This window comes from Streptomyces sp. NBC_00306 (assembly GCF_036169555.1).
Taxonomy (GTDB): Bacteria; Actinomycetota; Actinomycetes; order Streptomycetales; family Streptomycetaceae; genus Streptomyces; species Streptomyces achmelvichensis.
In genome coordinates this window covers 7,646,079-7,664,857 of record NZ_CP108032.1, presented here as the reverse complement: position 1 = coordinate 7,664,857, position 18,779 = coordinate 7,646,079, and the positions used below count along the sequence as shown (strand labels likewise).

Genomic DNA, 18,779 nt, shown 5'->3' with positions numbered 1-18,779 from the left:
ACAGCGCCCGGCCCCCGCCGGTCACAGCCGGACGATGACCAGCGCGATGTCGTCGGCCGCCCCGCCGCTGACGTCGAGTTCGCCCAGCACGGCATCGGCCAGGCGCTCCGCGCCGAGTTGCCGGTGGTGGGACAGGGCACCCGCGAGCCGGTCCAGTCCGACGTCGATGTCCTCGCCCCGTCGCTCCACGAGTCCGTCCGTGTAGAGGACGAGCATGGCGCCGGGGGTGTAGGGGCGGCTCGCCTGTGGGCGGGCAACGTGGGAGGGGCGGGCGCCCAGTGGGGGGTCGGTCGCCTGGTCGAGCGCTTCCCAGCTGCCGTCCGGGCGCATCAGGATGGGTGGAGGGTGGCCGGCGCAGCTGTACGTCATGAGGCACCGGCTGGTGTCGATCGTCACCACGGCGGCGGTGGTCGCCACGGCTCCCTCGACGGAACGGGCGTAGAGGCCGAGGACTTCGAGGGCCTTGGCCGGACCGTCGACGGCGCGCGTCGCCGCGCTCAGGGCGCTGCGCAGCATGCCCATCACGGTCGCCGCCTGCAACCCGTGCCCCACCACATCCCCCACCGCGAGGGCGAAGATGCCGTGCGCGAGATCGACGACGTCGTACCAGTCGCCGCACACATTGAGCGATCCGACGGCGGGCAGATAGCGCACGGCGATGTCCTGGTGCTTGTCCAGGTCGGGCACGTGGAGCATCGCCTCCTGAAGGGCCACCGCGACCTGGCGCTCGCGTGCGTGCGCCTGCCGCAGTTCCTCGTTGACACGCTGCAACTCGCGCGAACGTCCGTAGAGTTCGGCCTCCATTCCCGCTTCCCGCAGTCTGTCGGGGCCGCGCCGCCGGATGTCCTGGAGGAAGGCGGTGACATCCTCGACCCGGTGAAGGATCCAGGCGACTTCGCCGGTCGGGCTGAAGACGGGCGTGTTGGTGGTGGACCACCACCGCTCCTCGAACTGACCGGGGCTGTCCACGAGCGGTATGTCATAGCGCTGCGGCGCCAGGGAATCCGGCTTGCGGGTGTCCAGGACCCGGCGGAACGAGGACGCGAGGCTCGGCACGCCCTCCGCGTCGGGGTCCCCCGGATTGTCGGGGAAGGCGTCGAAGACGAAGCGGTCGACCAGATCCTCCCTGGTGCGGACCGTCGCCAGGAGATACGCGCGGTTCGCATCGACGATGATGAGGTCCGAGTCCAGCACGAGACAGGGACTGGGCGTCGCGAAGAACAACGCTGCGTAGTCGAGTCTCATGGCATCACGTGCTCACATGTCCGCTGCCTCGCCGCTCACCACTCACCACTGATCAATTTACGAGCCTTTCACCCCTTTCGCGAGGGTTGGTATTCACCGCACGAGGGGCAGCGAACACGAGACCCGATACACAGGGTCCGGACCGGACGACACCGACGGCCCGCGGTCACCTCCCGTCACTCTCCGGGGCGGATCCTCAGCGCGACGGATTCCGGCCTTGTAGTCTCGACGTTCGGGCGGTGCACGGAGGCGTCATGAGACCGCCGCTTCGCGAGGAGGAACGGTGCCTGCAGTCAGCGGCGGTCGGCCGGCCCCGCCACGGGGCGTCCATGCCTGCCATGCCTACCGCAGTCGCGCCGAGTGGGCCGCCACGGTGACCGCGTCGGTGCGCGAGGGACTCGCGCAGGGGCAGCAGATCCGCTTCTTCGCCGACACGGCCGAGCCGTCGGCGATCGCTTCTCTGCTCCGTTCCGACGGCGTGGACGTGGACACGCTGCTGGGCAGCGGGCAGCTGCGGGTGACGGACACTCACCAGAGCTACCTTGAGCGGCTCCCCTTCGATCCGGACCTGCTGATCGCGGGGCTGCGCCAAGCGTGCGCAGACGCCGTGGCCCAGGGGTATCCGGGACTGCGCGTGGTCGGCGAGATGAACTGGCACCTGCGGCGACCACCGGGGGCCGACCGTCTGCTGGAGTACGAACTGCGGGTCGAGGCAGAGGTGTACGCGGATCTCCCGCTGACCGGGACATGTCTCTACGACCGGCGTGACACGCAGTCGGACATTCTGCTCGCCGCCCATCACATCCATCTGTCGCCGTCCCTCACCCACGTCGCGGGGGTCGACGCGCCCCTGACGGCCGTCCCGTTGACCGGCAGCTCCGGCCTGCGGCTGCGTGGCGACGCCGACACGGACACCCGCACCGCCCTCACGGCGGTGCTGGACACCCTGCCCCGAATGCCCGGCAGCGTGGTCCGTCTCGACCTGTCCGGGACGCGGTTCTTCGGCATGGACGCGGTCGGGGCACTGGTGGAGACGGCAGGTACCTTCAGGAGTCAGGGCCGTCGTCTCGTGCTGCAGTGGCCGCCGCCCTCTCTGCAACGTGTGGCCGAACTGTTCCCCGACGAGTGCACGGTGCTGGAGGTGGCAGCATGAGCGAAGCGCAGGTTGTCCGGGAGCCACAGACCGAAGCGTTCGTCCATCCCGGCCTCTTCTACCGCGGTCTCGACGAGTACGTGGCGGAGGTGGGCGGCTTCGTCACCCGGGCGCTGGAGGCGGACGAACCCGTGCTCGTGGCCGTACCCGGGCCGCAGCTGGCCGCGCTGCGCGACAGTATCGGCGCCCCTGGCAGCGGTGTGGACTTCAAGGACATGACCGTCCTCGGCGTCAATCCCGGACGCATTCTGTCCGCCCTGCAGGGCTTCGCCGACCGCCATACCGGGCGGTCCGCCCGTATCGTCGGCGAGCCGATCTGGCCGTCCCGTTCCCACGAGGAAGTCCTGGAAGCGACGCGGCACGAGGCACTCATCAACACGGCTTTCGCCGGCCGCACGGCCACCATTCTCTGTCCCTACGACGTCGAACGGCTCGGCGAGTCGATCCTCGCGGACGCCCGCCGCACCCACCCGACACTCATCGAGGACGGCAGCCAGCAGGCCAGTCCCGCGTACATCGACCCTGCCGTCGTCTGCGCGGACTGCGACGAGCCGCTACCGGAACCGGCCGAGGCGTCCTCGCTCGTCTACAGCCGCGGCCAGCTCGGCCTCGTACGCGAACACGCCGAGACATGGGCCCTCGGCACCTCGCTCGACTTCGGGCGACGCAGCGACTTGGTCCTCGCCATCAGCGAGGCGACCGCCAACTCGATCGCTCATGGCGGCGGCAGCGGCACACTGCGCCTGTGGACGAACGACAGCGGCGCGGCCGTGGCCGAAGTCCGTGACAGCGGTCGGCTGTCCAACCCCCTGGCCGGCCGTCGCCGGCCGTCCATCGCCTCGGCCAACGGTGGCCGGGGCCTCTGGATGATCCACCACCTCTGCGACCTCGTCGAGGTACGGGCAGCCGAGACGGGCCTGACGCTACGGCTCCATATGGCACTCACCCGCTGAAGGCTCGGGCTGATCAGCCCGGGCCGCCAACGGCACCACACCAGACGGCCGTTGGCCGGCGGGACCCATCCAGTTGCGGTGATCATCCTGCCGTACCAGGGTTGCCGCATGCCTGCCTTCAGCGCCTCCGACGGGACCGTCCTCACCTATCACCTCGTGGGAGAAGGTGAGCCGCTGCTCTGCATCCCGGGCGGACCCATGCGCGCTTCCGCGTATCTGGGAGATCTCGGCGGGCTGCCGAAGCAGCGCCGACTCGTCCTGCTCGACCTGCGGGGCACAGGCGGATCGGGCCTTCCCGGCACCCCGGCGACCTACCGCTGCGACCGGCAGGTCGATGACATCGAAGGGCTGCGCGAGCATCCCGGACTCGAGCGTGTCGACGTACTCGCCCACTCAGCGGGCGGTGATCTCGCGCTGCTCCACGCGGCGCGACATCCGGACCGGGTTCGCTCCCTCTCACTGATCACCTCCCGCGCGCGTGCGCTCGGCATCGACTTCACCGAGGAGCACCGCCGGGAGGCCGCTCTCCTGCGCGCCGCCGAGCCGTGGTTCGCTTCCGCCCAGGAGGCCTGGGAAGCCGTCTGGGCGGGTTCGGCGACCGATGCCGACTGGGACGCCATCAGCCCCTTCTTCTACGGCCGTTGGGACGCGGCCGCACAGACACACGCGGCATCCGAGGCCGCCCAGAGCAACGCCGAGGCGGCGGAGGCGTATGCCGCCTCCGGAGCTTTCGACCCTGCCGCCGCCCGGGCCGTCATGGCATCCCTCGACGCCCGGGTGCTGGTCCTCGCCGGGGCTCTCGACAGTGGTCCGCTCCCCCGCGTCGCCGCCGCCGTGGCGGAGCTGTTCCCCCGGGCCGAACTGGCCGTCCAGCCCGACGCCGGTCACTACCCGTGGCTCGACGACCCGCTCCGCTTCCGCGACACCGTGGGCGGGTTCCTCGCCCAGCAGGAGCCCGGACGTCCCGCGTGACCGGGACCGGGGGCCCGCGACGGGCCGGCCCCCGTCCGTGAGCGGAGGGGGCCGGCCCGACGGTCAGGCGTTCGGGTCGAACGGGATGTTCGCCGGCTTGGCCCTGGAGAGGTGCCAGTTGAACTGATCGTCCTTGATGCCGAGGGTGGCGCTGCCGAAGTCGGCCGCGCTCAGTTTGTCGCGGAGGCCCGAGGGATAACCTTTCCAGCCCACGAGCGCCGGGAACTGCCACGAACCCCGGTGGTTCTCCGGCGGCTCGTCACCGGAGCCCGCGGCACGGAAGGTGTGGGTGCTCACACCGTCCTTGTGATACACGATCTTGGGATGTGTTCCGTCGAAGCGGATCTGGGAACGGTTGTGGACCGTGAACCCGCCGTGTGCGGAGGTCGACACGTATTCGACCTGGTTGTTCTGCACCCACACCACGACGTGCTCCCAGTCGTGGCGGTGGCCGAGGCTGCCGCCGCCGAGTGACACCTGGTCCTTCTCGAAGTAGAGCGCGTAGACGATCGCGCACCACCCGTTGTTGCACTTCTCCCGCGAGTACCCGTTGGTGTTCTCCAGGTCGGACAGATCGCGGCAGTTGCCGTTGACGTCACCGCCGAGCTTCAGGCCCGGGGCGATCGTCCCGTCGGGGCCGATGGCGGGAGAGGAGTAACAGCCGTCGCGGTCGTAGTCGTAGGCGGGCTGGAAGGTCTGCTCGAGACCGCTGGCGTTGCCGGGGAGGGCGCGCGGGGGGTCGGCGAAGGCGGTGGCCGGTGACGCCACGACCAGGACGACGGCTCCGGCGAAGCTCATGAGCGACAGTCTGCCCACTCGCCGCGACCGCTTCGGCTTGCGGGCCGTGGAGGCACCGTCCGCGGACACGGCGGGCTGCGTGGGGCGCCCGAAGGCCCTCGACGACCATTTCTTGTTCACTGCGTCCTCCTGATCGACACCGTCGCGGGACGGGCAAGTCCGGCTGCGGCATGCCCGGAGCACCGTCTCCCACGTCCGTCGGCCTCCGGAGAGTGGACAGATGTCGCCCTGGTGAAGGAACGCCCAATACTGCGGGGAGGAAGGGGGGTTGGGCCCGGGGAAGCTCCCGCGTGGCATGGGCATGAAGTCAAACTGCGCAGGATTCTGCCCGGTGTTGTTCAGGAGGCGCAGCCGAATGGCAGCACTGTGACCGGAGTTGGTTCACTCAGCGCTCGGCCGGTTGCGCTCGCCGCCTTCGGAGGGATCGGCAGCCGACCGGCTCCCGAGGGGAGGGTGGTGCGCTCAGGTGCCCGGCTTGCGGCCGTAGACGAAGACGTCGTCGTTGGTGCGGAGCAGCTTCCAGTACGCGGCGGCGTCGGTCTTGGTCATATTCACGCAGCCGTGCGAGCCCGGCTGCCCCCAGACGCTGATGCCGACCGAGTGGAAGGCCTGGCCTCCGTCGAAGAACTGGCTGTAGGGCATCGGCGTGTCGTACAGGCTGGAGACATGGTCGATGTCGCGCCAGGAGACCTTCTTCAGCCCGGTGCGGGTCTCGTGCCCGTCGCGGCCGGTGCGCACGGGTACCGGTCCGTGGACGAGCTTCGTTCCGTCCTGGATCCAGCTGAGCTGGAGCGTCAGATCGACACAGGCGATCCGGCCCCTGTTCACGGGGCACGCGCCGGCCTTGTTCGGGTTCCGGCCGACGGCCTTCTGCCGGTTCATGAGATCCATGACACCCCAGGTGACGGGACCGGCCAGGCCGGCGGCGGGGCTGATCGCGTGCTTGGTCTGAAACGCCTGGATCGCCTTGCAGTCATTGACCGACTGCTTGCCGTCCACCGGGCGGCCGAGGAACCGCTCGACCTGCTTCTGATAGGTGCCGGTCCGTGTCGTACAGGAAGCCGCCTGGGCGGTCGTGCTCCCCACGACCACCGAGAGCGGGGCCACCAGGGCGGTGATCCCGAGTACGACGACTCCCCGGCGACGTATGTCCCCCACGGCTGACACTCCTCGTTCGTGCATGGTGCGCTGTCGCCCGGAAGACGACGGAGAAGCCACATTAGTTGCACCAAGCACCAGTTCCACCCCCTGAGCCCGTATGTGACAACAGCCACAGGGAGGTACGAGTGCGGTCAGATCATCCGGAACGCCGCACAAGGTTCTCCAGCAGACCGAGCGCCTCGCCCGCGCGCGCGTGGGCGACGAAGAGGTGGTCGTGATGGAATCCGGCGACGACGTTGCAGCTCAGGCCCGCGTCGGCGAGTTCACCGGCGACCGCGGCGGTCAGTCCCACGGCATCCAGGGCGGAGTGGACACGCAGGGTGATCCAGCCCGCGATGTAGTCGTAGGCCAGGCCCGCCGCGTCGGCCTCCTCCACGGGAAGCACCAACGTCAGCCCCTCCGGCTCCGTGACCGTGACCACGGGGGTGACGCCCCGGGGGACACCGCCGACGACCGAGGTGAACACATAACGCCCGGGGTTCAGCTCGGGGCGCATACCGCTCAGCAGTTTCCGAAGGTCCCGCTCACCACTCATGATCACCACGCTATCCGGGGTGCCACCGGGACGCGGGCACGGCACCTCCGCCCCCGCGGCAGCGGTACGGAGCGGGCCATCGTCTCGGGATGCGGAGAGCCGCCCACCGGTGGCGCTCACCCACTGCTCGTACCCGTCACGCGGCGCGTACGGGCGCACCGGGGCCATCAGGTGCCTCGTGCGGGTCACTCCCGAGCCTCGGCCGATCACGGACAGCGACAGGGCAGGTACCCCCGAGAACCCGAGGGGGTACCTGCCCTGTCCCGTCGTGCGGGCGCACCGTTGTGCCGGCCGGCGGGCCGGCGGTCAGTCGCCGGTCACCAGTAGTGCTGGCGACCGCCGACGGCGTGGCCCACCTTTCCCAGAATCCACAGTGCGGCTCCGACTGCGATCAGAATGAGCCCGATGGTCCACAGGATGCCTATGCCCGCGATGGCACCGATGATGAGCAGGATGAGACCGAGAATGATCATTGCGTCCTCCGATGGTGAGTCCCGCACCAGCCGGGTTGCCTCATCTCGCCGCGGTAAACCACGCGCCGTCCGCACCGGTCACTGAGCCCGTGCCCGGCGCTCAGGCCCGGTCATGCCGGCCGCAGCCCGGACCCCCTGGGGTTGCGGCGTGCCAGGTCGGCGCTGAGGACGGTGGCGAACGCGCACCAAGCGGCGTACGGCACGAGCGCGGCGCCCGCCGAGCGGCTGCTGAGCGCGGTGCGGACGAGCAGATGGGTGTTGCTCAGGTCCAGCGCCAGGGTGCCGAGGAGGCCGGCGCGCGGGCTCCGCGCCCGGAAGAACAGCCAGTTCCAGGCCGCGTTGAGGGTGAGATTCACGGCCAGGCCGATCGCCAGGGGCTTCCGGTCCGGGGGTGAGGCCCGGTCGAGGGCACGGCCGCCCGCCCAGGCGATGCTCGCGTACAGCGGTGTCCAAACGGCGCCGAACACCCACGGGGGCGGCTGCCACCGCGGCTTGGACAGGGCCCGGTACCAGGATGCCGTCGGGTCGACGGCTGCCGATCCCGCGACGGCCGTCGCCGCGACCGCGGTCCCCGCGGCCACGTAGTACTTCCACCGGACGCGTGTACCGGGGTCGGTGCGCTCACTGATCAGCCTCATGTCCCGTCTTCTTCCCCCGGCCCGGCGAACCATCGAGCACTGACCGAAGACGGCCGAAGAGTGTCTGCGTCGGCGCGGCAACGGCCCGCGGGCCGCGCTGCTGCGCCCGAGCGCGTGCGCGGGAGCGCCGTTGCGTGCCCGTTCCACCGGTGCCTGTTCCACCACAACACGGCACCGCCCACGGCCGCTCCTGCGAGGAAGCACCCGGTGGCGAGGAGAAGGGTCGGTCCGTGGCGGCGCCAGGCCCGCCGGAGCGATCCCTCCTCGACAGGCCCGGCAGCCCCGGTGGACGGTCGGGTGTCCACCTCGTACGGCGCCCGCATGTCCCTCACGATCGCCTCCCACACCCTGCCGGGAGGCGCCCGCAGCAGGTCCGCCGGGCCTGCCGAACGCGCGGCTCGCACGACGCGTTGCAGCTCTGCCAGTTCGTGCCTGCACTGCGCACAGTCCCGCAGATGCCGCCGGGCCTCCTCCTCCAGATCCGCCTCACCCGCCGTTCCCAGGGACAGCTCCGCGAGGTCCGCCGGATCGAGGTGCTCCGCCACCGTCTTCTCCTCCGCGCCGATGAGAACGAAGACCCTCTACGACGTGCACGAGGGGAGGCCCGGCCGGCAGGGCCGACTGCCGGGAATCAGGCACGCTCGCGGGCCCGACGGCTCAGGACGAGCGCGCCCGCCAGAGTGGTGATCCCCGCGGCCGCGCTCCACACGAGCCAGGAGTCCGAGGAGTTGGTCACGCCCATGGCACTCGTGCTCCCGGCCGAAGCACCCGGGGTGGACTGCATGCCGTCCAACGACTGCACCTTGAGGGCGAGGTTCTTGTCGGCGGCGCTGCCCCAGGCGTAGACGACGTTGCCGGTTCCCTCGGCCAGCTTCAGGTCCGCGGGTCCGATGGCGACCGTGTCGGTGCCGGCGAGCACGACGTCGGTGGAGACCGTGCCCGGGTCCACCTCGGCGGTGGCCTCACGAGGGTTGACCAGCCCGGTGAACAGCGGTGTTCCGCCGGCTCGTACGTCCACGGCGGGTGCCGCCGCGACATGACGTACCGTCAGCCGTGCCTTTTCGGGCGGCACCTTGGAGACGTTGTTGACGAAGGCGTCGAGCTCAGGTGTGCCGTCGGCCGACAGATGGGCGACGACCGTCGCATTGGCGCCGGCCGGCACGTCGATCGTCTTCTGGATCGCGGGCGTGCCGTCGGGGCCCTCGCCCGCCTTGAAGACCTTCAGATCGTAGGAGCCGGCGGCGAGGGCCTGCGGCTCGGTGAGTGTGCCGGGCTCGAAGTCGCCCAGGAGTTCGTCACCGTTCGCGTAGACGTCCACCGTCAGGCCCGGGACGGCGTGGAAGACGGAGACCATGGCCTGGTCCGCGCTCCGGTCAGCGGCGCCGGCAGGAGCGGCGGCACCGAGTGCCAGTGCACATACGCCGAGGGAGGCGACGACTGCTGCGGGGGTACGGGAATTCATGATCCGGCGTCCCTTCGTGGCGGACCCGCACGGTGCGGGTCTCGCCACTACTTCCCGGCCGGGGCGGCCGGCGGATGCGCGGCCGGCCTCCGCTCAGAAGAAGACGCCGCACCTCAGCAGCACGTTCGCGTAGGGCCGCGCCTCTCCCGTGCGTACCACCAGACGGGCCGTCGCCGAGCGCGCCTTCAGCTCGTCGTGGGTGATGAAGTCCAGAGCCGGCAGCCGTTGCGCGAGGAGACGGGCGGCCTCGGGGTTGGCCTCGGTGACCTCTCGGGCCGCCGTAGCTCCCTCGATCACCAGCTCGTCCAGCAGGCCGTCCAGCACATCCGCGAACGACGGGATTCCTGCCCGGAACGCGAGATCCACCACGCGCGGGCCGTCGGGGACGGGCATACCGGCGTCACAGACCAGCACCAGATCGCCGTGCCCCAGTTCCGCCAGCGCGCCCGCCAGGTGGCGGTTCAGAATGCCTGTCTTCTTCACAGGGCAGCGACCTCCTCGGCCGTGGGAAACGATTCCTGTGCGCCCTGCCCGGTGACGGCTGCGGCGCCCACCCGCACGGCGAAGGAGGCCGCGGTGGCGAGTGGCTCACCGAGGCCGATCCGCCACGCCAGGGCGGCCGTGAACGCGTCCCCGGCGCCGGTGGTGTCGACCGCCTCCACCCGCGGGCTCGGCACGTGCACGGCAGCGCCCGTCCGGGTGTCGGCGACGAACGCCCCCTGTGCGCCGAGCGTGATGACGACCGAGCGCGGGCCGATGGCCAGGAGTCCCGCGGCCCACTCCTCGGGTGTGGCTCCCGCGGAGGGGCCCAGGATGAAGCGCGCCTCGTGCTCGTTGAGGACCAGGGGGTCGCACGCCGCGAGCACGTCGGGCGGAAGCGGTGCGGGCGGGGAGGGGTTCAGGACGAGACGGGCCGTCGGCGGCAGTACGGCCACCACTTCGGCGACCGTGTCCAGCGGGATCTCCAGCTGGACCGAGATCACGCGTGCTGCGGCGAGGAGGTCCTCGGCCGCCCTGACATCCGCCGGTGTCAGCCGGGCGTTCGCGCCGGGCGACACCACGATGCTGTTGTCCCCCGACGGGTCCACGGTGATCAGCGCGACGCCGGTCGGCGCGCCGCCGACGAGGACGCCCGCGGTGTCGACACCCGCCGCCTTCTGCGACCGGAGCAGCAGGCGGCCGTGGTCGTCGTCGCCCACCCGCGCGACCAGGGCGGCGCGCGCCCCGAGCCGCGCGGCGGCGACAGCCTGGTTGGCGCCCTTTCCGCCCGGGTGGACGGACAGGTCGGAGCCGAGCACCGTCTCCCCCGGCGCCGGGCGGCGTTCGACCCCGATCACCAGGTCGGCGTTGGCCGACCCGATGACCAGCAGGTCGTGGGGGCCGTGGTCGTGCATCGATGGTCCTGCTTTCTCGTTCTCTCGGGTGGGACGTGTGCTGCCGGACCGGATGGATCCGGCGGATCGGAGGACCACGGCGAACCCGCGGCCCTCCGATCGCGGCTCAGGAGAAGTCGTCGACGTTCGCCTTGGTGACGACCTTCACGGGCACCTTCACCGTGCTGCTCACTTCCTTGCCCTGTGCGGCCTTCACCGCGTTCTGGACGGCGATCTTCCCGAGCTCCCTGGGCTGCTGGGCGACCGAGGCGTACAGCGTGCCCGCCTGAACCGCCTTGAGGCCGTCGGGAGTTCCGTCGAAGCCCACCACGGACACGGACGTGCCCGCCTTGGCTCCGAGCGCCTTGACCGCGCCGAGCGCCATCTCGTCGTTCTCGGCGAAGACACCGTTGATGCCGGGGTTGGCCTGGAGGAGGTTGGTCATGACGTCCAACCCCTTGGTGCGGTCGAAGTCCGCAGGCTGCTTCGCGACGACCTTGATGCCCGGGTAGGCCTTGAGGCCCTCGGCGAAGCCCGCGCCGCGTTCCCGGCTCGCGGAGGTGCCGGCCGTGCCCTGGAGAACGACGATCGTGCCCTTGCCGCCGAGCTTGTCGGCGAGCGTCTTCGCCGCGAGCTTGCCACCCGCGATGTTGTCGGACGCCACGAGGGTCGCGGTCTCGGCCTTGTTGACACCGCGGTCGGCGGCGATCACCGGGATGCCCGCCTTGTTGGCGGTCCGGACCGCCGGGCCGACCGCGTCCGAGTCGACGGGGTTCACGATGACGGACTTCACGCCGGAACTGGTGAAGTTCTGGAGCTGGTTGGCCTGTTGCGAAGCGTCGTTCTGGGCGTCGGTGACCGTGATGTCGACACCCGCGGCCTTGGCCTCCGCCTGCGCGCCGTCCTTCATCTGCACGAAGAACGGATTGTTGAGAGTGGAGAGCGACATCCCGATCTTCGTGGTGGTCCCGGAGCCGCCGGGGTTGAGCAGGGACACACCACCGACGACGGCCGCGACACACACGGCGGCCACGCCGAGCTTCAGCGCACCGCGTTTCCCGCTTCCCGGACCGCCGGTGCCGGGAGCGCCCGCGGCCGCCGCCGTGGTTCCGGTGCGCCGGCGCAGGGTGTCGAGCAGGACGGCCAGGGCGATGACGACACCGATGACGACCTGCTGCCAGAAGGCGGAGACGGAGAGGAGGTTGAGACCGTTGCGCAGCACGGCGAGGATGAGCGCGCCGATGAGCGTGCCCGACGCCTTGCCCACTCCGCCGGCCAGGCTGGCGCCGCCGATGACGACCGCGGCGATCGCGTCGAGTTCGTAGCCCTGCGCGGCCTGGGGCTGTGCGGAGACGAGCCGGGAGGCGAGGACGATTCCGGCGACGGCCGCGAAGAGACCGGACAGGGCGTAGATGACGAGCTTCTGTCGCTTGACGCGCAGGCCCGAGAGGCGGGCCGCCTCCTCGTTGCCGCCGATGGCGTACATCGAGCGGCCGATGTAGGTGCGGCCGAGGATCAGTGCGGTGATCAGGCCCATGCCGATCATCACGAGGACCGGGACGGGCAGCCAGCCGCCGAGCGTGTCGCCCAGCACGGAGATGGAGTCGGGAAAAGCGATCGGGCTGCCCTGGGAGATGACCAGGGACAGTCCGCGGCCGATCGACAGCATGGCCAACGTGGCGATGAAGGGCGGCAGTTTGCCGTAGGAGATGAGGGCACCGTTGACGAGGCCGCAGGCCAGGCCTGTGCCGATCGCGAGGAGGACCGCGAGCCAGACCGGTAGTCCCTCGGACGTCGCGATCCAGGCGAGGACCGTGGCGCTGAGCGCCGCCACCGATCCGACCGACAGGTCGATGCCCGCCGAGACGATGACGAAAGTAACGCCGAACGCGAGGATCGCGGTGACGGCCGCCTGGACGCCGACGTTGAGGAGGTTCTGGGTGGTCAGGAAGTCGCCGGAGAGCAGCGACATCGCCACCACCAGGACCACGAGGGCGGTCAGGGCGCCGTTGTCGAGCAGGATCCGGCGCAGGGTCGAGGCGGAGGCGCCGCTCTTGCCCGTGTCGTTCTTGAGCGTGTCACTGGCCACGGGGGCCCTCCTCGTTCACTGCGTCGTTCTGTGCGGGGGTTGTCGTGGGTGGTGCGCTGACGGCGAGCGCCATCACCGCGTCCTGGGTGGCTTCGTGTGCGGTGAGTTCACCGGCGATGCGGCCCTGCGCCATGACGAGCACCCGGTCGCTCATGCCGAGGACCTCGGGGAGGTCGCTGGAGATCATCAGGACGGCGTGACCGGAAGCGGTCAGCTCGTTGATGAGCTGGTAGATCTCGACCTTCGCGCCGACGTCGACTCCGCGCGTCGGTTCGTCGAGGATCAGCACTCTGGTGTCGGCGAGGAGCCATTTGCCGATGACGACCTTCTGCTGGTTGCCGCCGGACAGGGTGCGGACGTGCTGGCCGAGGCCCGCCATCCGCACGCCCAGTTGCTCGGCGATCCGGGCGGCCGCGACGCGCTGCGCCTTCAGATCGACGAGTCCGGCGCGGGTGGCCGAGCGCAGGGTGACCAGGCCCAGGTTCTCCTGCACCGTGGCGTCGAGCACCAGCCCCTGGCCCTTGCGGTCCTCGGGGACGAGGCCGATGCCGGCCCGCATGGCGGCGTTCACGTCGTGCCCGCGGAGCTGTGTGCCGCGCACGTCGACCGTGCCCGTGTCGTAGGGGTCGGCGCCGAAGACGGCCCGGGCGATCTCGGTGCGGCCCGCGCCGACGAGCCCGGCGAGGCCGACGACCTCACCGGCGCGCACCTCGAAGCTGACGTCGTGGAAGACGCCGCCCCGGGTGAGTCCGCGCACCGACAGCAACGGCTCGCCCACCTCGGGGCGTTGCCGGGGATACTGCTGGTCGATGCTCCGGCCCACCATCAGCCGTACGAGTTCGGCCTCGGGGGTCGACGCGGGGACCTCGTCGATGCTGCGGCCGTCCCGCAGGACGGTCACCCGGTCGCCGAGTGCCGCGATCTCCTCGAGGTGGTGGGTGATGAAGACGATACCCACGCCGTCCTCGCGCAGTTGCCGCACGATACGGAAGAGCTGGTCCACCTCCTCGGAGGTGAGCACGGCGGTCGGCTCGTCCATGATCAGGACGCGGGCGTCGAGACTCAGTGCCTTGGCGATCTCGACCATCTGGAGCCGAGCGATGCCCAGTTCGCGGACGAGGGCGCCCGGGGAGACCCGCAGTCCGACGCGGTCCAGCAGCGCGGCCGCGTCCGTCTCCATGCGGCGGCGGTCGATCATCCCGAACCGCCGCGGCTGACGGCCGAGGAAGATGTTCTCGGCGACCGTGAGATCGGGGACCAGGTTGAACTCCTGGTAGATGGTCGCGATCCCGAGCCGTTCGGCGTCCTGGGTGCTGTGGATACGGACCTCGCGCCCGTCGGCGAGGATGCGTCCGCTGTCGGGGCGGTAGGCGCCGGAGAGCATCTTGATGAGGGTGCTCTTGCCGGCTCCGTTCTCGCCGAGCAGGACGTGCACCTCACCGCGGCGCAGGTCGAAGTCGACGGCGTCGAGGGCGACGACGCCGGGGAACGTCTTGCGCAGTCCTTCGATGCGCAGCAACTCGTCGGGGTGGCTCACAAGTTGCTCCTCTGGCTCGCGGGGTGGTCGGGGGTTTCGGGGACTTCCGGGATCTCGGGGGTGCCGGGGGTGCCGGGGGCTTCGGCATGCGCGCCGCTCTCACCGCAGGAGCGGCGTACGACCAGACGCGCGGGGAGGCTGACGGAGCTCGGGGGTCTGCCCTCGATCACGTCGGCCAGCGCCCGGACGGCGGCTCTGGCGAGCTCGGCGGTGGGCTGGGAGATCGCCGTGATCGGTGGATCGGTGTGCAGGAACCACGGGATGTCGTCGAAGGCGGCGAGCCCGATGTCCATCGGTACGCGCAGGCCGTGTCCACGGATGGCGTCCAGAGCTCCGAGTGCCATCAGATTGTCGGCGGCGAAGACCACCTCGGGCGGCTCGGCGAGCGCCAGGAACGCCTCGGTGGCACGGCGGCCGCTCTCGGCCTGGAAGTCGCCCTGTCCGATGTACGCGTCGATCAGCGGGAGCCCGTGCTCGCGCAGCGCGTCGCGGAAGGCGTCGACGCGCTCGCGTCCGGTGGTGGTGGCCGCGGGACCCGCGATGATGGCGAGTCTGCGGTGGCCCAGGCCGTGCAGGTGGCCGACGAGGTCCCGGATGGCCTGCCGGCCGTCGGAGCGCACCACGGGCACGTCGACGCCCGGAATCCAGCGGTCGACGAAGACCATCGGGGTGCCGCCGCGTGCCGCGTCCAGCGTCAGCGGGGACCGTCCGTCCGCGGGCGAGACGAGCAGACCGTCGATGCGGCGGTCGAGCAGGGTCCGTACATGGTGGTCCTGGAGCTCGGGCCGCTCGTCGGCGTTGCCGATGATCACGCTGTAGCCGAGCGCGCGGGCCTCCTCCTCGACGAAGCGGGCCAGCTCGGTGAAGTACGGATTGAGCACGTCACTGATCACGAGGCCGAGGGTGCGGGTCTGATCGGTGCGCAGGGACCGGGCCACGGCGTTCGGCCGGTAACCGAGCGTGTCGACGGCGGCGAGGACGCGGGCCCGCGCCCCGGGGCTGACGGAGGGATGGCTGTTGAGGACGCGGGAGACCGTGGCAACGGAGACTCCGGCCTCGGCCGCGACATCCTTGATGCTCGCCATCGACGGTCCACCTCCTTGTGGGTTCCGTGCGCCTCGCACCATGGCCGTGAGCCATGGAAACGATTACACGGCTGATTGGAATCGATTACATGGCCGAAACGCAAGGGTCGGACCGCAGAGCGATACCGGATCGTGACCAGCGTGCGTTCGCCGCACCGGTGAGTGAGACTGGGCAGGACGAGTCACCGGGGTGGCGAGGTGCCGGGAAATGACCACAGCGCGAGCACAGGAGCCCACGGACAGCGACCCGAACGGGTATCTGCCGATCGCCGAACACGGCCTGATCGGCGATCTGCGCACGGCGGCCCTGGTGGGCACCAACGGACGGATCGACTGGTTCTGCGCTCCGCGGTTCGACTCCCCCAGCGTCTTCGGCTCCCTGCTCGACGCACAGCGTGGCGGCTACTGGGAGATCAGGCCGATGTGCGAGAGCGTCACCCACCACCAGTTCTACTTTCCCGACACGAACATCCTCCTCACCCGGATGCTCACCGAGCACGGCATCGTCGAGGTCCAGGACTTCATGCCCATCCTCCGGGAGAAGGACCCCGACCACCGGCAGCGCCTCGTGCGGCGGGTGGTCAATGTACGAGGCCACATGACGATGTCCGTGCGGATCGCACCGCGACTGGACTACGGCCGCGAAATGCCTCGCACCCAGCGGACCACCCAGGGCGTACGGTTCTCGGGCCGGGAGATCAGCCTCTCGGTGCGGTCCACGGTCGACCTGGAGCTCGATGCGACCGACGCCCACGCCCGGTTCGTCCTCCGCGAGGGCGAGACGGCGCTCTTCATCCTGGAGACGGCCGACGACGAGGACGACACGACGTCGGACCCGGTGGAGGCCACCGCCGCCGACGAGCTCTTCGATGCCACGGTGACGTACTGGCGCCAGTGGCTGAAGCAGTCGACCTACACCGGCCGTTGGCGTGAGATGGTCCACCGCTCGGCCCTGACGCTGAAGATGATGACCCATGAACCGACGGGCGCGATCATCGCCGCGCCCACCCTCGGGCTGCCCGAACAACTCGGCGGCCGGCGCAACTGGGACTACCGCTATGTGTGGATCAGGGATGCCGCGTTCTCCCTGTACGCGATGGTGCGCCTCGGATTCACGCAGGAGGCGCAGGAGTTCATCGACTGGCTCGCCGCGCGCCTGCGCAACGCGACGAACGGCGCCGCGGGACCGCTGCGCGTCATGTACTCGATCGACGGAGACGCGATCCTCCCCGAGGAGACGCTCGACCACCTGGAGGGGTACCGGGGATCGCATCCGGTGCGTATCGGCAACGGAGCGAGCGGTCAGTGCCAACTGGACATCTACGGCGAGCTGATCGACTCGATCTATCTGTTCAACAAGTACGGCGCGGGCATCTCGCACGACAGCTGGTCCGACCTCTGCGGCATCCTCGACTGGCTGCTGAAGAACTGGGACGGCGCCGACGAAAGCATCTGGGAGACGAGGGCGGGGCAGCAGAACCACACCTACTCACGGCTCATGTGCTGGGTCGCGCTCGAGCGCATGGTCAGAATGGCCCGCCAGCGGGGTCTGCCCGGGGACCTGGTCCGATGGATGCGGGTCCGCGACGAGATCTACGACCAGATCATGGCGCGAGGCTGGAATCCGGAAGAGCGCACGTTCGTCCAGCGGCTCTCCGACGACGACGGTCACCCGAAGACGATCATGGATGCGTCCCTGCTGCTCATGCCGATGGTCAAGTTCCTCTCCCCGACCGATCCGCGGTTCCGGTCGACCGTCGAGGCCATCGAGCGCCGACTGGTGGTGGACAGTCTGGTGTTCCGCTACAACCCGGAAGAGGCACCGGACGGACTGGACGGGAGCGAGGGGACGTTCTCCATCTGCTCGTTCTGGTGGGTCGAGGCACTGGTGCGCATGGGCGAGGTGGAGCGTGCCCGGCTCGCACTCGAGAAGATGTTCACCTACGCCAACCATGTGGGTCTCTACGCCGAGCAGATCGGGCTGACGGGCGAGCATCTGGGCAACTTCCCGCAGGCGTTCACGCACCTCGCCCTCATCAGCTCGGCGATCAACCTCGACCACCGGATGAGCTGACTCGCCGCAGCGGGACGGGACTCCCTGCACATGCCGCCAGGCGTCGCACACATGCGCGATACTTCCGGAATTCCCGAATACCGCCCGCCCCGGGGTGGTTGGACCTAACCTGGGCGTCTTGCCGGGCCCGATTTGGGGGGTGCCCGGCCTTGATCCGAGGACGCCCATGCTCCACACCCGTTCCATCGCCGCTGCCGCTGTCACCGCGTGTCTCGGCGGCCTTGTCCTGATGCCGACGCCGTCCCAGGCGGCGCCCGGCTCGGTGCACCTGTACAAGATCTACTACGACAGCCCCGGCTCGGACACCCGCACCAACACCAGTCTCACCAACGAGTGGGTGCAGATCCGCAACACCACCGCCGCGGCCGTCAGCCTCACCGGCTGGACACTCGTGGATGCGGCCAACCACCGGTACGTCTTCGGTGCCTACACCCTCGGCAAGGGCAAGACGGTGACCATCCGCACCGGCAAGGGCACCAACACCGCGACCAACCGGTACCAGGGCCGGGCGGCCTACGTGTGGAACAACGACCGGGACACGGCGACCCTCAAGAGGTCCACCGGGGCGACCGTCGACACCTGTGCCTACAACTCCACCAAGGTCGACTACAAGATGTGCTGATCCGAGCAGTATGCGAGAGCGAAGGCGCCCACCCGTGAGGGGTGGGCGCCTTCGTGCATTTCCGGCCCCGTTTCCGATCACGTGTGTGACAGGAATGGGAGGGGGCACTCGGTGGCTCGGAGGCCGACAACCGCGAAACCCTACTTGTTGCCTTTGACGACGCGCCGTCAATTATTCGGCGGCGGCGAAGAATTCAGCGACCGATCGACAAGGGAGACATCCATGAGCGAGAACATCTGGGGCTACCAGCCGACGACCGGATACACCCCGGGCCACAGCCTGGTGGGATTCAAGGTCGAGGCGACGGACGGTCACATCGGCAAGGTCGACAAGCACTCCGACGACGTGGGTGCGGCCTACCTGGTGGTCGACACCGGCGTCTGGATCTTCGGCAAGCATGTCCTGCTGCCGGCCGGCACCGTCGTCCGCGTCGACGCCGCCGAGGAGAAGATCTACGTCGACAGGACCAAGGAGCAGATCAAGGACGCTCCCGAGTTCGACAAGGACAAGCACATCGGCGACGCGGGCTACCACGACGAGATCGGCGGCTACTACGGCCGTCCCCTCGCCTGAACGGCATGCACCCCGTGAGAAGGGGGCCGACCGGAA

Annotated in this window: 18 protein-coding genes; 6 read left to right on the top strand and 12 right to left on the bottom strand. The window is 69.9% G+C overall.

All coding sequences use genetic code 11. From position 1 onward, the window contains the following. Nucleotides 1–21: 21 nt before the first annotated feature. On the bottom strand, nucleotides 22–1,245 hold the full coding sequence (locus OHA05_RS34215) for a PP2C family protein-serine/threonine phosphatase (RefSeq protein WP_313942349.1): 1,224 nt from the start codon (nucleotides 1,243–1,245) through the stop codon (nucleotides 22–24). A 283-nt stretch (nucleotides 1,246–1,528) separates the two neighbouring features. Between OHA05_RS34215 and OHA05_RS34210 the strand changes: the two genes are divergently transcribed. From OHA05_RS34210 to OHA05_RS34200, 3 genes are all read left to right on the top strand, one after another. Next, the gene (locus OHA05_RS34210; RefSeq protein ID WP_313942351.1) at nucleotides 1,529–2,398 is read left to right on the top strand and encodes an MEDS domain-containing protein; all 870 of its coding nucleotides are present in this window, start codon (nucleotides 1,529–1,531) and stop codon (nucleotides 2,396–2,398) included. Further along, on the top strand, nucleotides 2,395–3,351 hold the full coding sequence (locus OHA05_RS34205; RefSeq protein WP_328862709.1) for an anti-sigma factor RsbA family regulatory protein: 957 nt from the start codon (nucleotides 2,395–2,397) through the stop codon (nucleotides 3,349–3,351). Before OHA05_RS34210 ends, OHA05_RS34205 begins: the two co-directional genes overlap by 4 nt. A gap of 108 nt (nucleotides 3,352–3,459) precedes the next feature. After that, nucleotides 3,460–4,323 (top strand): alpha/beta fold hydrolase, encoded by an 864-nt coding sequence (locus OHA05_RS34200; RefSeq protein ID WP_328862708.1) that lies wholly within the window; start codon nucleotides 3,460–3,462, stop codon nucleotides 4,321–4,323. A gap of 63 nt (nucleotides 4,324–4,386) precedes the next feature. On the opposite strand, the gene OHA05_RS34195 is transcribed toward OHA05_RS34200, so the two are convergent. From OHA05_RS34195 to OHA05_RS34145, 11 genes are all read right to left on the bottom strand, one after another. Next, nucleotides 4,387–5,121, bottom strand: coding sequence for an NPP1 family protein (locus OHA05_RS34195; protein WP_328862707.1), 735 nt, complete (start codon nucleotides 5,119–5,121; stop codon nucleotides 4,387–4,389). 462 nt (nucleotides 5,122–5,583) lie between these two features. After that, nucleotides 5,584–6,279, bottom strand: a complete 696-nt coding sequence (locus OHA05_RS34190; RefSeq protein ID WP_328862706.1) for a L,D-transpeptidase — start codon at nucleotides 6,277–6,279, stop codon at nucleotides 5,584–5,586. A 139-nt stretch (nucleotides 6,280–6,418) separates the two neighbouring features. Then, entirely contained in the window at nucleotides 6,419–6,817 is a 399-nt protein-coding gene (locus tag OHA05_RS34185; RefSeq protein ID WP_328862705.1) for an ACT domain-containing protein, read from the bottom strand. Between the two features lie 317 nt (nucleotides 6,818–7,134). Beyond that, nucleotides 7,135–7,290 carry a DUF6131 family protein gene (locus OHA05_RS34180; RefSeq protein ID WP_313942358.1) on the bottom strand — a complete coding sequence of 52 codons (156 nt, stop codon included), beginning with the start codon at nucleotides 7,288–7,290 and terminating at the stop codon, nucleotides 7,135–7,137. Between the two features lie 110 nt (nucleotides 7,291–7,400). Next, complete coding sequence (locus OHA05_RS34175) at nucleotides 7,401–7,928, bottom strand: TspO/MBR family protein (protein WP_313942359.1); 528 nt, start codon at nucleotides 7,926–7,928, stop codon at nucleotides 7,401–7,403. A gap of 631 nt (nucleotides 7,929–8,559) precedes the next feature. Continuing rightward, a complete protein-coding gene (locus OHA05_RS34170) occupies nucleotides 8,560–9,390 on the bottom strand; it encodes a DUF4397 domain-containing protein (RefSeq protein WP_328862704.1) in 831 nt (276 codons plus the stop codon). A gap of 93 nt (nucleotides 9,391–9,483) precedes the next feature. Next, nucleotides 9,484–9,873, bottom strand: a complete 390-nt coding sequence (rbsD, locus tag OHA05_RS34165; protein WP_328862703.1) for a D-ribose pyranase — start codon at nucleotides 9,871–9,873, stop codon at nucleotides 9,484–9,486. After that, nucleotides 9,870–10,784 (bottom strand): ribokinase, encoded by a 915-nt coding sequence (locus tag OHA05_RS34160; protein ID WP_313942362.1) that lies wholly within the window; start codon nucleotides 10,782–10,784, stop codon nucleotides 9,870–9,872. Before OHA05_RS34160 ends, rbsD begins: the two co-directional genes overlap by 4 nt. A 106-nt stretch (nucleotides 10,785–10,890) precedes the next feature. Then, entirely contained in the window at nucleotides 10,891–12,852 is a 1,962-nt protein-coding gene (locus OHA05_RS34155; protein WP_313942363.1) for an ABC transporter permease/substrate-binding protein, read from the bottom strand. Beyond that, nucleotides 12,842–14,389, bottom strand: a complete 1,548-nt coding sequence (locus tag OHA05_RS34150) for a sugar ABC transporter ATP-binding protein (RefSeq protein ID WP_328862702.1) — start codon at nucleotides 14,387–14,389, stop codon at nucleotides 12,842–12,844. The genes OHA05_RS34155 and OHA05_RS34150 overlap by 11 nt, the downstream gene beginning before the upstream one ends. Then, nucleotides 14,386–15,474, bottom strand: a complete 1,089-nt coding sequence (locus tag OHA05_RS34145) for a LacI family DNA-binding transcriptional regulator (RefSeq protein ID WP_328862701.1) — start codon at nucleotides 15,472–15,474, stop codon at nucleotides 14,386–14,388. Before OHA05_RS34145 ends, OHA05_RS34150 begins: the two co-directional genes overlap by 4 nt. A gap of 208 nt (nucleotides 15,475–15,682) precedes the next feature. On the opposite strand from OHA05_RS34145, the gene OHA05_RS34140 reads away from it, so the two are divergent. From OHA05_RS34140 to OHA05_RS34130, 3 genes are all read left to right on the top strand, one after another. Beyond that, nucleotides 15,683–17,548 (top strand): glycoside hydrolase family 15 protein, encoded by a 1,866-nt coding sequence (locus OHA05_RS34140; RefSeq protein ID WP_328862700.1) that lies wholly within the window; start codon nucleotides 15,683–15,685, stop codon nucleotides 17,546–17,548. A gap of 166 nt (nucleotides 17,549–17,714) precedes the next feature. Further along, nucleotides 17,715–18,170, top strand: a complete 456-nt coding sequence (locus tag OHA05_RS34135; RefSeq protein WP_313942367.1) for a lamin tail domain-containing protein — start codon at nucleotides 17,715–17,717, stop codon at nucleotides 18,168–18,170. 222 nt (nucleotides 18,171–18,392) lie between these two features. Continuing rightward, on the top strand, nucleotides 18,393–18,743 hold the full coding sequence (locus OHA05_RS34130; protein WP_313942368.1) for a PRC-barrel domain-containing protein: 351 nt from the start codon (nucleotides 18,393–18,395) through the stop codon (nucleotides 18,741–18,743). Nucleotides 18,744–18,779: the final 36 nt, after the last annotated feature.